Origin of the sequence: Meinhardsimonia xiamenensis, assembly GCF_900102905.1 — a bacterium.
Classification (GTDB): domain Bacteria; phylum Pseudomonadota; class Alphaproteobacteria; order Rhodobacterales; family Rhodobacteraceae; genus Meinhardsimonia; species Meinhardsimonia xiamenensis.
The window spans coordinates 132,075-145,655 of the sequence record NZ_FNFV01000002.1; the positions used below are offsets into that span (position 1 = coordinate 132,075).

General features: G+C 69.8%; 11 protein-coding genes. 4 read left to right on the plus strand and 7 right to left on the minus strand.

Annotated features, from left to right (window positions below):
* The first annotated feature begins 38 nt into the window (after nucleotides 1–38).
* Complete coding sequence (locus tag BLQ14_RS04525) at nucleotides 39–1,658, plus strand: acyl-CoA dehydrogenase family protein (protein ID WP_092498705.1); 1,620 nt, start codon at nucleotides 39–41, stop codon at nucleotides 1,656–1,658.
* A gap of 83 nt (nucleotides 1,659–1,741) precedes the next feature.
* Here BLQ14_RS04525 and BLQ14_RS04530 read toward each other — a convergent pair whose 3' ends face one another.
* The 4 genes from BLQ14_RS04530 to BLQ14_RS04545 are packed head-to-tail and all read right to left on the minus strand — an operon-like array spanning nucleotide 1,742 to nucleotide 6,525.
* On the minus strand, nucleotides 1,742–2,584 hold the full coding sequence (locus BLQ14_RS04530) for an EamA family transporter (RefSeq protein WP_211295352.1): 843 nt from the start codon (nucleotides 2,582–2,584) through the stop codon (nucleotides 1,742–1,744).
* A gap of 37 nt (nucleotides 2,585–2,621) precedes the next feature.
* Complete coding sequence (phnY, locus tag BLQ14_RS04535) at nucleotides 2,622–4,073, minus strand: phosphonoacetaldehyde dehydrogenase (protein ID WP_170068413.1); 1,452 nt, start codon at nucleotides 4,071–4,073, stop codon at nucleotides 2,622–2,624.
* A 5-nt stretch (nucleotides 4,074–4,078) separates the two neighbouring features.
* Entirely contained in the window at nucleotides 4,079–5,335 is a 1,257-nt protein-coding gene (phnA, locus tag BLQ14_RS04540; RefSeq protein WP_092498709.1) for a phosphonoacetate hydrolase, read from the minus strand.
* A gap of 23 nt (nucleotides 5,336–5,358) precedes the next feature.
* A complete protein-coding gene (locus tag BLQ14_RS04545) occupies nucleotides 5,359–6,525 on the minus strand; it encodes a 2-aminoethylphosphonate--pyruvate transaminase (protein ID WP_092498711.1) in 1,167 nt (388 codons plus the stop codon).
* Nucleotides 6,526–6,624: 99 nt separating this feature from the next.
* On the opposite strand from BLQ14_RS04545, the gene BLQ14_RS04550 reads away from it, so the two are divergent.
* The gene (locus BLQ14_RS04550) at nucleotides 6,625–7,479 is read left to right on the plus strand and encodes a LysR substrate-binding domain-containing protein (protein WP_092498713.1); all 855 of its coding nucleotides are present in this window, start codon (nucleotides 6,625–6,627) and stop codon (nucleotides 7,477–7,479) included.
* 139 nt (nucleotides 7,480–7,618) lie between these two features.
* Here BLQ14_RS04550 and hemE read toward each other — a convergent pair whose 3' ends face one another.
* A complete protein-coding gene (hemE, locus tag BLQ14_RS04555) occupies nucleotides 7,619–8,650 on the minus strand; it encodes a uroporphyrinogen decarboxylase (RefSeq protein WP_092498715.1) in 1,032 nt (343 codons plus the stop codon).
* A 109-nt stretch (nucleotides 8,651–8,759) separates the two neighbouring features.
* Between hemE and hemC the strand changes: the two genes are divergently transcribed.
* Both hemC and BLQ14_RS04565 read left to right on the plus strand, forming a co-directional pair.
* Nucleotides 8,760–9,707, plus strand: a complete 948-nt coding sequence (gene hemC / locus BLQ14_RS04560) for a hydroxymethylbilane synthase (protein WP_092498718.1) — start codon at nucleotides 8,760–8,762, stop codon at nucleotides 9,705–9,707.
* A gap of 66 nt (nucleotides 9,708–9,773) precedes the next feature.
* A complete protein-coding gene (locus BLQ14_RS04565; RefSeq protein ID WP_092498720.1) occupies nucleotides 9,774–10,865 on the plus strand; it encodes a glycosyltransferase family 2 protein in 1,092 nt (363 codons plus the stop codon).
* 34 nt (nucleotides 10,866–10,899) lie between these two features.
* Here BLQ14_RS04565 and BLQ14_RS04570 read toward each other — a convergent pair whose 3' ends face one another.
* The gene (locus BLQ14_RS04570) at nucleotides 10,900–13,098 is read right to left on the minus strand and encodes a 3-hydroxyacyl-CoA dehydrogenase NAD-binding domain-containing protein (protein ID WP_092498722.1); all 2,199 of its coding nucleotides are present in this window, start codon (nucleotides 13,096–13,098) and stop codon (nucleotides 10,900–10,902) included.
* 24 nt (nucleotides 13,099–13,122) lie between these two features.
* Complete coding sequence (locus BLQ14_RS04575) at nucleotides 13,123–13,581, minus strand: cupin domain-containing protein (RefSeq protein WP_092498724.1); 459 nt, start codon at nucleotides 13,579–13,581, stop codon at nucleotides 13,123–13,125.

Here is a 13,581-nt window from a genome sequence, read left to right on the forward strand (position 1 = left end):
CTAGGCTGGCGGCAGGAATCACGGGCAGGGAGGGCCTGATGAGCGGGCTTGCCGGCAGCGGGGAGCTTTCCACCCATCGTGTCGAGAACCAGCCCGAGCCGCGGGTGCCGGAGCTGTGGCAGAGCGACCCGGTGCTCCGCCACGCCCTCGACTTCGCGGGCGCCGATCCGGCGCCGGTGGCGGCCTTCGCGCGGGCCATCGGTGGCGCGGAAATGGCCGAGGCGGCGCGCGATGCGAACCGGGTGAGCCCCGAGCTGCGGCTCTTCGACCGCGGCGGGCGGCGGCTTGACGAGGTGCATTTCCACCCTGCCTATCACCGGCTGATGGAGACGGGCATTGCCGCGGGCTATTCGGCCATCGCGTGGGAGGGGGTGCCGGGCGGGCACGCCGCCCACGCCGCCATGGTCTATCTGATGAGCCAGGTGGAGCCCGGCGTGTGCTGCCCGATGACGATGACCTATGCCGCGGTGCCGGCGTTGCGCGCCGAGCCTTCGCTCGAGGCGTTGTGGCGGCCGAAGCTCCTGTCGCGGCGCTATGATCCGGCCGTGGCGCCGCTGGCCGCAAAGGCGGGCGCCACCATGGGCATGGCGATGACCGAAAAGCAGGGCGGCTCGGATGTGCGCGCCAACACCACCCGCGCCGAGCCCGATGGCGAGGCCTGGCGGCTGACCGGCCACAAGTGGTTCTGCTCCGCGCCGATGTCGGACGGTTTTCTGACACTGGCGCAGGCGCCCGGCGGGCTTACCTGCTTTCTGGTGCCGCGCTGGCTGGAGGGCGGGCGCAATGCCATCCGGCTGATGCGGCTGAAGGACAAGCTCGGCAACCGCGCCAACGCCTCGGCCGAGATCGAGTACGAGGGCGCGCTTGCCTTCCGCCTGGGCGAGGAGGGGGCGGGGGTGCGCACCATCATCGAGATGGTGCATCACACCCGGCTCGATACGGCGATGGCGCCCGCGGGGCTGATGCGCGCCGCACTCGCCGAGGCGCACTGGTGGGTGAGCCGCCGCACCGCCTTCCAGCGCCGGCTGATCGACCAGCCGCTGATGCGCGCGGTTCTGGCCGATCTTGCGCTCGACTGGGCGGCGGCGCTGATGCTGGGGATGCGCGTGGCGCGCGCCTTCGACGGTTCGGGCACCGAGGACCGCGCCTTCGCCCGCATCGGCGTGGCGCTGGCCAAATTCGCCTCCAACAAGGCCGCCCCCGGCGTGATCTACGAGGCGATGGAGGCGCTGGGCGGCATGGGCTACGTGGAGGACACGCCGCTGCCGATGCTGTTTCGCGAATCCCCCCTCAACTCGATCTGGGAAGGCTCGGGCAATGTGATCTGCCTCGACATCCTGCGCAGCCTCGCGCGTGAGCCGCTCACGGCCGAGGTCCTTGCCGCCGAGCTCGAGGCCGCGCGCGGCGCCGATCACCGGTATGACGCTGCGCTTGAGGCCTGGCGCGCGCGCTGGACGGGCCTGCCTGCCGAGGCCGAAGCGCGCGCCTTCGCCGAGCGCACCGCCGCGCTTCTGGCCGCGTCGGTGCTGCTGCGCGCGGGCCCCGCGCCGCTTGCCGAGGGCTTCGTTCAGGCGCGGCTCGCGGGTGACGCCGGCCGGGTGGCGGGAACGGTGAGGGGCCTCGATGCCGGGGCGATCCTGCCGTACCTCGGGCAATAGCGGCGCGCGCGGGGTGTCGAGCCCCGCCCGCGCCGGCCTCCGGCGGGGGTATTTGGCCCAGGGTGATGAAGAAGAGCGCCCTCTCAGGCGAGGGCGAGCAGCAGAATGCCAGCGGCGACCAGCGCGGCGGCGGCAAGGCGCGGCGCGGCGGGGCCTTCGCCGAAGGCGGCAACGCCGATAAGCGCGGCAACGATCACGCTTGATTCGCGCACCGCGGAGACGGCTCCGAGCGGCGCGATGCGGTTGGCCCAGAGGACAAGGCCATAGGCGGTGACGGCAAGCGCGCCGGCGGCCATGCCGGCCAGCAACGTGCGCGGCGGTATCGCGGCCTTGCCGCGGCGCCGCCTCAGGGCGATGGCAAGCGGCACCGGAAATTCGAGCAGAAAGAGCCAGCCCATGTAACCGAGCGCGGCTTCCCCGGCGCGGCGGATGCCGATGCCGTCGGCCACCGAATAGGTGGCGATGACAAGGCCGGTCATGACGGCAACGCCGACCGCGCCCCCGAGCGCGGCGGGCGCGGAGGGGCGGGCGAGCGCGAGAAGCGCGATGCCGGCGGAGACGGCGGCAAGCCCCGCCCAGCCCGCCGGGCCGAGGTCTTCGCCGAGGATGACGAGGGCGCCGAGCGCAACCGCGAAGGGCGCGATGCCACGGGCGATGGGGTAGGCGAGCGAGAGATCGCCCAGCCGGTAGGCGTGGAAGATCAGGATGTAATAGCCGTAGTGGACGGTGGCCGAGAGGGCGATGAATGGCCACGCAGCCGGGGGTGGCTCGGGGAAGGCAAGCACCATGGCCAGGCCCGCCAGCGCATGGGTTGCCGAGACGCCGGCGATTGCCGCGGCGCGGTCGCGCGCGCCCTTCAGCATGGCGTTCCAGCTTGCGTGCAGCACCGCCGCGAGCAGCGCCAGCGCCAGCGCGCCCGTGCTCATGGGCGGCCCCCGCGCCCACCCCTTCTGCCGCGCATGCTCAGTGCTCCCAGGGCAGCGAGAAGGTCTTGACGTTGGTGTAGCTCTTCATCGCCTCGATCACGCCTTCCTTGAAGCCGTTGCCCGAGTCCTTGATGCCGCCGAAGGGCGACATCTCTATGCGGTAGCCGGGCACCTCCCAAATGTTGACGGTGCCCACCTTGAGCCCGGCAATGAAGGACTGCATGCGGCGGAAGTCCTTGGTGCAGACACCGGAGGAAAGGCCGAAGGGCGTGGAGTTGGAGATGCGCATCACCTCGCCGTCGTCGTCGGGCACGCGGATGATGGGGATGACGGGGCCGAAGGTCTCCTGCATCACGAGTTCCGCCTCGACCGGCACCCGGTCCACCACGATGGGCGGCAGGAGCGCGCCGCGCCGGCCGGGGTCATAGAGCACCTCGGCGCCCATCTTCGCGGCGTCCTGCACCCGCCGCTCGAAAAGGGCGGCGGATTCCTCGTCCACCACCGTGCCAAGCTCCGTCTCCGGGTCCATCGGATCGCCGAAGCGGATCTTCTTCGCCCGCTCGAGCACCATCGGCACGAAACGGTCGGCCACGCTTTCCTGCACGAGGATGCGCTTGACGGCGGTGCAGCGCTGGCCGGAGTTCTTGGTGGCACCCAGCACGGCAAGCTCGGCGGCCTTCTTCAGGTCGTCGTCGGAGAGGTCGTTGAGCACGATCAGCGGGTCGTTGCCGCCAAGCTCGAGAATCGTGCGCCGGTAGCCCGCCTTCTGCGCAATCAGCTTGCCCACCGGCACGCCGCCGGTGAAGGTGACGAGCTCGGCGTGGGGGTTGGTGATCATCTCCTCGCCGATGTCCTGGGGCCAGCCGGTGACGACCGAGAGCATCTGGGGCGGCAGGCCCGCCTCATAGAGGATGTCGGCGAGCACCAGCGCGGTGAGCGGCGTCTTTTCCGTGGGCTTGGCGACCACGCAGTTGTTGGTGGCGATCGCCGGGGCGATCTTGTGGCTGATCATGTTGAGCGGGTGGTTGAAGGGGGTGATGGCGCTGATCGCCGTCAAGGGTTCGCGCAGGGTGAAGATCTTGCGCTTCTTGCCGTGGGGGGTGAGATCGCAGGAGAAGATCTCGCCATCGTCCTGGATGCAGAGCTGGCCCGCGAGGGTGTAGACATCGAAGGCCCGCCCGACCTCGTAGTAGCTGTCGGCCTTCGAGATGCCGAGCTCCAGCGTGATGAGCTCGGCCAGCTCCTCCTTGCGCGAGATGATGATCTCGGCGGTATTGAGCAGAATCCTCTGGCGTTCGTAGCGGGTCAACGTCGGTGTGTAGCTGGCGGCGATCTCGAAGGCGCGGCGGGCGTGTTCGGCGCGGCCTGCGGGCACGGTGCCGATCACCGAATTGTCCCACGGATAGCGCACCTCGATGACATCCTCGGCATCGACCTTCTCGCCGGCGATGCGCATGGGCTCGTGGCGGATGGGGCGGGCGTCCTTCATCGGTTTCATCCCTTCGCGGCGGCGGTGGTTGCGTAGTGGAAGGCGTCGAAGTTGCGCAAGGCGGGTGCCTCGGGCAGGTCGGGCAGGGGCCGGTTGACGATGAAGGGCACGGTCTGGGTGCCGAAGCCGCCGTGGCTTCTGAGCGGCCCGTGCAGGGCGGAAAGATCATGCCGGCTCGCCGATGAGCCGATGGTCATGGTCTCGCCAGCGACCATCACGATGTCGCCGATGCGGTCGGCCGGCAGCTCGAAGCGCTCGACGGCTTCCTCGCGCGTGAGCACTGCGTCGATGCCGGGGATGGCGGCGAGCCGCGCGACGATGTCGGCGCGGTCGGCCTCCTTCGGCAGATAGGCGGTGGCAAAGCCCCCGAGCGCGCCGTGGTGGACGACATAGGGGTCGGTGATCGGCAGGATCACCCGCGCCGCCCCTTCGCCGAGCCAGTCGTCGAGCAGATCCTGCGCATAGATCACGTTCGGCCGGCCCGCCTCGTCATGCTTGGGCTTCATGCCGTGATCGGCGGTGATGACGATGGCCGCGCCGCGCGCATCGAGCTCGCCGAGGTAGCCGTCGAACATCGCGTAGAAGGCGTTGGCCACCGGCGTGCCGGGGGCGTGTGCGTGCTGGATGTAGTCGGTGGTGGTCAGATACATGATGTCGGGGCGCATCTCGTCGAGAAGCTTCACCCCGGCGGCAAAGACGAATTCCGACAGCTCGGCCGAATAGACATCCGGCACCGCCCGGCCGAGCCAACGGGCGGCGTTCTCGATGCCGTGTTCGGCCCTGGTGGTCGTGTCGGAGCGCTCGGATGAAAAGCACACCGCGCGCCCGTCGTCGAAGCTCAGCCCCGCGCCGAGAAGCGCGCGCAGCTTGTCCTTGGCGGTGACCACCGCGACCTTGTGACCCGCGTCATGGAAGGCGGCAAAGATGGTGGGCGCGCGCAGAAAGCGCACGTCGTTCATCATCACCTCCTCGCCCGTCTCCGGGTCATAGAGGTAGTTGCCGCAGATGCCATGCACGGAGGGGGGGCGGCCGGTGGCGATGGAGAGGTTGTTGGGGTTGGTGAAGGACGGGATCACCGAATGCGCGAGCCGCTCGGTGCCCGTGCGCCGGATGCGGGCGAGGTTGGGCATGAGCCCCGCGCCCTCGGCCTCGCTCAGATAGGCCGGCTCGCAGCCGTCAAGGCAGATCACCACGGCCGGCACCCGCGGCAGCGGATAGGCGCGGCCGTTCACGGCAACGGGGGTGGGGCTCATTTCGTTCATTGCGTGCTCCTTTCGGGCAGGTATCAGGCGGCGTTGTGCCGGCGGCGTTCTTCCAGCGCCGAGGCGGGGGGCGCGGCGCTTCTCACCCCCATCTCGGTGAGCGTCTCAGTGGCGGCGGCGACGGCGGCGCGCATCACACTCTCATTGAGCGCGCCGATGCAGCCCATGCGGAAGCTCGGCACAACCGTCAGCTTGCCGGGGTAGATGATGAAGCCGCGCGCCTTCATGCCCTCGTAGAAGCGGGCGAAGTCGAAGGCCGGGTCGGCGGGCGTGAAGAAGGTGACGATGATGGGCGAGAGCCAGCGGTCATCAAGAAGCGTCTCGAAGCCGGCCGCGCGCATGCCTTCGACCAGCACATCGCGGTTGCGGCTGTAGCGCGCAAGCCGCCCCGGCTGGCCGCCCTCGGCCGCGTGCAGCTCGAGCGCCTTCAGAAACGCCGCCACCGAATGTGTCGGCGGGGTGAAGCGCCACTGGCCGGTCTTCTCCATGTAAGCCCACTGGTCATGCACATCGAGGCTGAGCGAATGGGCGTTGCCCGCGGCGGCCTCGAGCGCATCCTTGCGCGCGATGACAAAGCCGAAGCCCGGCACGCCCTCGATGCACTTGTTGGCCGAGGAGACCATCGCCTCGAAGGGCAGGCTGCGCGCGTCGAGGGGCAGGGCTCCGAAGGCCGACATCGAATCGATCAGAAGCTTCCGCCCCGCCGCGGCGGTGGCCTCGGCGATCTCCTCGAGCGGGTTGAGGATGCCCGAGGACGTCTCGCAATGGATCGCCACCACATGGGTGATCGCCGGGTCGGCGGCCAGCGCGGCGGAGACTTCCTCGCCGCGCGGGGGCAGGTAGTCGCCCTTGTCGATCACCACATGCGCGCGCCCCATCACCGCAAGCGTCTTCGCCGCGCGCTGGCCGTAGGCGCCGTTCGCCAGCACCAGCGCCTTGCCGTCCGGCGGCAGGAAGGAGCCCAGCATCGCTTCTACGCAGTAGCTGCCCGAGCCCTGCATCGGCACCGAGGCCCATTCGGCCGGGTCGGCATGGGCGACGTCGAGCAGCCGGGCGCGCATCTCGGCGGTCATGGCGCGAAAGTCGCTGTCCCAGCTGCCCCAGTCGCGCAGCATCGCCTCGCGTACGCGGGCATCGGTGGTCAAGGGCCCCGGTGTCAGCAGCCACGGGTCGGTTTGCTGAGCAGTCATGGCAAGCCTCCTCAGGCGCGGGTTGCGGGCTTGTCTTGCCACGGTCCGAGGCATATGAAAAATCGTTAATTCAGATCAAATGATAAGCACAGCCTATCCATGCGCCACGCCCAGCTCCGCGCCTTTCACCATGTCGCCGAAGAGGGCGGCTTTTCCCGCGCCGCCCAGGCGATGGGGCTGACGCAGCCCGCCGTCTCCGATCAGGTCAAGCAGCTCGAGACGGCCTATGACGTGCGCCTTTTCGACCGTTCCCACCGCCGGGTGCGGCTCACCGAGGCCGGCCGCGCGCTTCACGCCATCACCCGCCGGCTGTTCGAGGCCGAGCGCGAGGCGGCGGAGTTCCTTTCCGAGGCGCAGGCGCTGAGGGCGGGGCATCTGCGCGTGGTGGCCGACAGCGCCCATCACCTGCTGGCGGGGCTTGCCGCCTTCCGCGCCCGCCATCCGGGCGTGCAGGTCACGGTGCGCACCGGCAACTCCGAGACGGTGCTTGCCGCGCTGCGCGCCTGGGAGGCGGAGATCGGGGTGATGGGAGAGCCGCCGGAGGGGCCGGAGTTCATCACCCGCATCCTCAACGAGACGCCCATCGTCGCCTTCGTCGCGCGCGACCATCCGCTGGCGGGCGAAGGGGCGCTGCCGCTTGCGCGCCTGCCCGAGCTGCCGCTGGTGATGCGCGAGGCGGGCTCGCGCACCCGCGCCAAGGTGGAGGCGGCGGCGGCGCGGGCGGGGCTGAAGCTCACGCCCGCCATCGAGGCCGAGGGGCGCGAGGCGGTGCGCGAGATCGTGGCCGCGGGCGGTGGCGTGGGCTTCACCTCCATGGCCGAGTTCGGCGCCGACGCGCGGCTTGTGGCGCTGCCGCTCAGCCCCGACGAGGGGCTGATGATGCGCGAGGCGCTCGTCTGCCTGCGTGAGCGCCGCCACGCCCGGCTGGTGGCGGCGTTTCTGAACCTGCTGTAGGCGACACGTCTTCAGTGCGTTTACCCCGACGCCGGAAGGAAGGGCATGCGTCCGCGTGGGGGGCGGGCGGACACATGCCCGGGCCGCTTCGCGCCCCGGGCGGACAGAGTTCCCCTGAACACGACGAGGCCGTGCGCCCTCAGCCCCGGATCGCCTCAAGCATCCGCGCGACGTTGTCGGGGTCGGCATCGGGGGTGATGCCGTGACCGAGGTTGAAGATGTGCGGGCCGCTGCGGAATGTATCGACGATCCGCCGCGTCTCGGTGATGAGCCTTTCGCCGCCCTCGACCAGAAGCGCGGGGTCGAGATTGCCCTGCACGCAGGCCTCGCGCTGCACATGCGCCGCGGCCCAGGCGGCATCGACGCTCTGGTCGAGCGCCACCGCATCGGCGCCGGTCGCCTGCGCGAAACCCTCATAGGCCGGCCCCGCCCCGCGCGGGAAGGCGATTACCGGCACGCCCGGATGGCGCGCCTTGAGCGCGGCGATGACTTGCCGCGCCGGCGCCACCGCCCAGTCGCGGAAGTCCTCGCCCGTGAGCGAGCCCGCCCAGCTGTCGAAGAGCTTGACCACATCGGCGCCCGCCTCGATCTGCGCCGAAAGATAGGTGATGGTCGCCTCGGTGATCCGCTCCATCAGCGCAGCGAATGTGGCGCGGTCTTCGCGCATCAGCGCATGCGCAGGCCCCTGATCGGGCGTGCCGCGCCCGGCGATCATGTAGGTGGCCACCGTCCAGGGCGCGCCGGCAAAGCCGATCAGCGGCACCTCGGCGGGCAGCTCGCGCTTGAGGATGCCCACCGTCTCGTAGACCGGCGCCAGCGTCTCGTGAATCGCTTCGGCGGGCTTCAGCCGGGCGAGATCGGCCGGCGTGGTAATGGTGGAAAGCCGCGGGCCTTCGCCCGTCTCGAACCACAACTCCGCCCCAAGCGCCTGCGGCACAAGGAGGATGTCGGCAAAGAGAATCGCGGCATCGAAGCCGAAGCGGCGGATCGGCTGCAGCGTGACCTCGGCGGCGAGCTCGGGCGTGTAGCACAGCGTCAGGAAATCGCCCGCCTTCTCGCGCGTGGCGCGGTATTCGGGCAGGTAGCGGCCGGCCTGGCGCATGAGCCAGACGGGCGGCACCTCCTGCACCTCGCCCGCGAGTGCGCGCATAAGTTTTCTGGTTTCCGCCATCGGCTTCCCCGTTTATTGCTGCGCCATCCCGTCCCGCGCGAGCGCCGCGATGTCAAGGGCGCCGGTCCCGGGCGGGGCAACAGGACGCGCCGGAGGAGACTGCCCGCCCATGCCAACGCAACTGCCCACGCCCGCCGCGCCCCTCAGGATCGGCACCCGCGGCTCGCCGCTGGCGCTGGCGCAGGCCCATGAGACGCGCGACAGGCTCATGGCCGCGCATGGGCTCGAGCGGGAGGCCTTCGAGATCGTCGTCATCACCACCACCGGCGACCGCGTGCAGGACCGACCCCTGAAGGAGCTGGGCGGCAAGGGGCTGTTCACGAAGGAGATCGAGGAGGCGCTTCTCGCAGGCCGCATCGACATTGCCGTGCACTCGATGAAGGACATGCCGGTGGCCCAGCCCGCGGGCCTGGTGCTCGACTGCTTCCTGCCGCGCGAGGATGTGCGCGACGCCTTCGTCACGCTTGAGGCGCGCGCGCTGGGCGAGCTTGGGGAGGGTGCGGTTGTCGGCACCTCGAGCCTGCGCCGGCGCGCCCAGCTCCTTCATGCCCGGCCGGATTTGAAGGTGGTGGAGTTTCGCGGCAATGTGCAGACGCGGCTGAAAAAGCTCGCGGATGGGGTGGCCGAGGCGACGTTTCTGGCCTGCGCCGGGCTCAAGCGGCTGGGGCTTACGGGCGAGGTGCCGCATCGCGCCGTGGAACCTGACGAGATGCTGCCGGCGGTGGCGCAGGGGGCGATCGGGATCGAGCGGCGGGGCGAGGACACGGCCACCGCCGCGCTTCTCGAGGCGATCCACGATGCACCGACCGCGCGCCGGCTTGCCGCCGAGCGCGCCTTTCTCGCCGCGCTTGACGGAAGCTGCCAGACGCCCATCGCCGGACTTGCCGAGCTTGACGGCGGGAGGCTGAGGCTCAGGGGCGAGATCCTGCGCACCGACGGCTCGGAGGCGCTCGCCGACGACATGACCGGTGCTGTCGAGGACGGCCCCGAGATGGGGCGCGCCATGGCGCAAGGCCTGCTCGCGCGCGCGGGCGCCGGTTTCTTCGACTGGCGCTGAGCGCGCGCTTCTCTCGGCCGTGCGTGCGCGCTAGGACTGGGGCGAGGCGAAAGCGGCGGGAGGGCCATGGGTGGCGCGCTGATCATCACCACCATGCGCAACGAGGCGCCCCATGTGCTCGAGTGGGTCGCCTATCACCGGCTGATCGGCTTTGACCGCTTCCTCGTCTGGTCCAACGACTGCGAGGATGGCACCGATCTGCTGCTCGACGCGCTGGCGCGGCGCGGGTGGCTCGCGCATGAGCGCAATGACCGGATCGGCAAGAAGGGCGTGCAGTGGACCGCGCTAGAGCGCGCTGCGCGCCACCCGTGGGTTGCGCAGGCCGACTGGCTGCTGGTCGCCGACTGCGACGAGTTCGTGAACATACACGCAGGCGAGGGGCGGCTTGCCGATCTTCTCGCCGCGGTGCCCCAGGCCGATGCCGTCACGCTCACCTGGCGTCTTTTCGGCGACTCGGGCGTCGTGGAGATCGAGGACGCGCCCACCATTGCCCAGTTCACTCGCGCCGCGCCCTTTCCCTGCCACGCGCCCTGGACGGCGAGCCAGTTCAAGACGCTCTACCGCAACGCGGGCTTCTATGGCAGGCCCGGCGTGCACCGGCCGAAGGCGCCGGACCCCACGCGCCGGCCGGTCTGGGTCAACGGCTCGGGGCGGCGCCTGCCGGAGGCCTTCGCGAGGGAGGGCGCAGTGATTTTGGGGCAGAATGCCGGGATGGATCTGGTCGCCCTCAACCACTACTCGCTGCGCTCGGCGAAGGCGTTCCTGGTCAAGGCCGCGCGCGGGCTGCCCAACCGAAGCGGGAAGCCGGTGGACATCGGCTACTGGGCCGACCGGAACTTCAACGTGGTCGAGGAGCGCTCCATCCTGCGGCACCTGCCGGCGCTCGAGGCGGCGCTGGCCGAGCTGCGGGCGGACCCCGAAATCGACCGGCTGCACCGCGAGGGGCTCGCCTGGCACCGGGCGCGGGCGGAAGAGGCGCTGACAACGCTCGAGGGGCTCGAGCTGTTCTCGCGCTGTGTCGGCACCGAGCGGCGGGAGGTGGATGCCGCGCTTGGCGCGGAGCTTCTGCGCCGGCGGGTGGTGCTGCGCCGGGCGGGTGTGCGGGCCGGAAAGGGCGGGCCGGGGGGCGCTGCCCCCCGGACCCCCCGGGGTATTTGAGCCAGGATGATGAGACGCCTTGCCAGCTCCCGGCTCAGGCGGCTTTCTTCGTTTCGGTGAAGCGGCCGTAGAAGGTCTCGCCCCTTTCGGCGAGCTCGCGCAGGAGCGCAGGCGCGGCGAAGCGGGGGCCGTGGCGTTCGGCGAGATCGTCGCAGATCTCGACGGCGCGCCTCGCGCCCAGCATGTCGAGCCAGGAGAAGGGGCCGCCCGACCAGGGCGCGAAGCCCCAGCCGAGGATGGCGCCCACGTCGCCCTCGCGGATGTCCATGAGCACGCCCGCCTCGAAGGCGCGCACCGCCTCGAGCGCCTGGATCATCAGAAGCCGGTGCCTGACCTCCTCCACGGGGGGCTGCTGGGCGGCGGGGGGGTATTTCTCCTTCAGCCCCGGCCAGAGGCCGATGCGCTTGCCGTTCTCATCATAGTCATAGAAGCCCGCCTTGGCCTTGCGTCCGAGACGCCCCTGATCGGCCATCCAGAACAGCACCTCGTCCACCGCGTCGTCGGGGTAGTCCTCGCCCATCGCTGCCTTGGTGGCCTTGGCGATCTTCACGCCAAGGTCGATGGAGGTCTCATCGACGAGCTGCAGGGGCCCGATGGGCATGCCAGCGAGCTTGGCGCCGTTTTCCACCAATGGCGGAACCACGCCTTCCTTAACCATGCGGATGCCCTCGTTGATGTAGGGGATGATGCAGCGGTTGGCATAGAAGAAGCGTGCATCATTGACCACGATCGGCGTCTTGCGGATCTGGCGGACGTAGTCGAGCGCCTTGGCCACGGCGCGGTCGCCGGTCTCGCGGCCCTTGATGATCTCGACCAGCATCATCTTCTCGACCGGCGAGAAGAAATGGATGCCGATGAAATCCTCCGGCCGGCTCACATGCTGAGCAAGCTCGCTGATCGGCAGGGTGGAGGTGTTTGAGGCGATGATGCAGCTCTCGTCCACCGCGGCCTCGGTCTTGCCGTAGGCCTCGGCCTTGACCGCGGGATCCTCGAACACCGCCTCGATGACGAGGTCGGCACCCTCGAGCGCGGCGTAGTCGGTGGTGGCGGTGATGCGGGCGAGCACCTCGGCCTTCTTCTCGGGCGTTGCCTTGCCGCGCTTGATGCCCTTGTCCATGTAGCGCTCGGTGTAGGATTTGCCGCGCTCGGCGGCCTCCTGCGTCTGGTCGATGAGCACCACCTCGATGCCGGCCATGGCCGAGACCAGCGCGATGCCCGCGCCCATCATGCCCGCGCCGAGAACGCCGAGCTTCTGCACCCGCTGGTCGGGGATGTTCGCCGGCCGCCGCGCGCCCTTCTCAAGCGCCTCCTTGTTGACGAAGAGCGAGCGGATCATCGCGCTCGATGAGGGGTTGAGGAGAAGATTGGTGAACCAGCGCGCCTCGATTCTCAGCGCGGTGTCGAAGTCGACGAGCGCGCCCTCATAGACGGCCGAGAGCAGCGTCTTCGCGTTGGGGTAGACGCCCTTTGTCTTCGCGTTCACCATCGCCGCGGCGCCGACGAAGGTCATGTAGCCGGCCGGGTGATAGGGGGCGCCGCCGGGCATCTTGTAGCCCTTGGCATCCCACGGCTTGACGAGATCGGCGTCCTTCGCCTGCAGAACCCAGGCGCGGGCGGCGGCGACGGGGTCATCCACCACCTCGTCGACGAGTCCGGCGGCCCTGGCCGCCTTCGGGTCATTGAGCTTGCCCTCGAGCAGGAAGGGTGCGGCCCCCATCGCGCCCAGCTTGCGCACAAGCCGCGTGGTGCCGCCGGCGCCGGGGAAGAGGCCGACGAGGATTTCGGGCAAGCCGATCTTGGCCTTGGGATTGTCGGCGCAGAAGATGCGGTGGCAGGCAAGCGCGATCTCGTAGCCGATGCCGAGCGCGGTGCCGGGAAGCGCCGCGGCGATGGGCTTGCCACCCTTCTTCGTCTTCGGGTCCATGCCGGCAAGCTCGATCTTCCTGAGAAGCCCGTGCATGCGCATGATGCCCTCGAAGATGCCCTTCGCGGGCTCGGGGCCTGCCTCCTCGCGCATCCGGGCGAGCACGTTGAGGTCCATCCCCGCGGCGAAGCTGTCCTTTGCGGAGGTGATGACGATGCCCTTCACGACATCGTCCGCGAGGGCCTTGTCGATGGCCGCGTCGAGCTCGGCGAGGCCCTCGAAGCTCATCACATTCATGGATTTCGAGGCCACGTCCCAGGTGATGGTGGCGATGCCCTCGGCATCCACGGCGTAGGTGAAATCGGTCATGGGTCTGTCCCTTCGGGGATACTGTCAGTAGGCGCTGCCGTCACGGCGGGTGAAGCGGTAGGCACCGGCCTCCTTCACCGCCATGAGGTCGTCATCGGGGTAGCTTACGCGCTCGGCCTCGGCGCGCGTGCCGATCTCGAGATAGAGCGCGGGGGCGTCCGAGCGGTTGACGAGGTGATGGCCATTGGCGACGCCCGCCTTGAAGGCCGCCGCCTCGCCTGCGCGCAGCGGGGTTTCGCCGTCGTCCTCGATCAGCACGAGCTCGCCCTGAAGCACGTAGACGAATTCGTCCTCCGCCTCGTGCCAGTGGCGCAGCGCGCTCATCGCGCCGGGCTCAAGCCGGGTGAGGTTGACGCCGAACTGGGTGAGGCCCCCGGCATCGCCCAGCCGCTTGCGGAACCGCCCCCCGACACGCGCGGCGAAGGGGGCGGGGTAGCCCGTGCCGCCCTTCCAGTCGATGGCGTCGATGTCGATCCTGGGCAT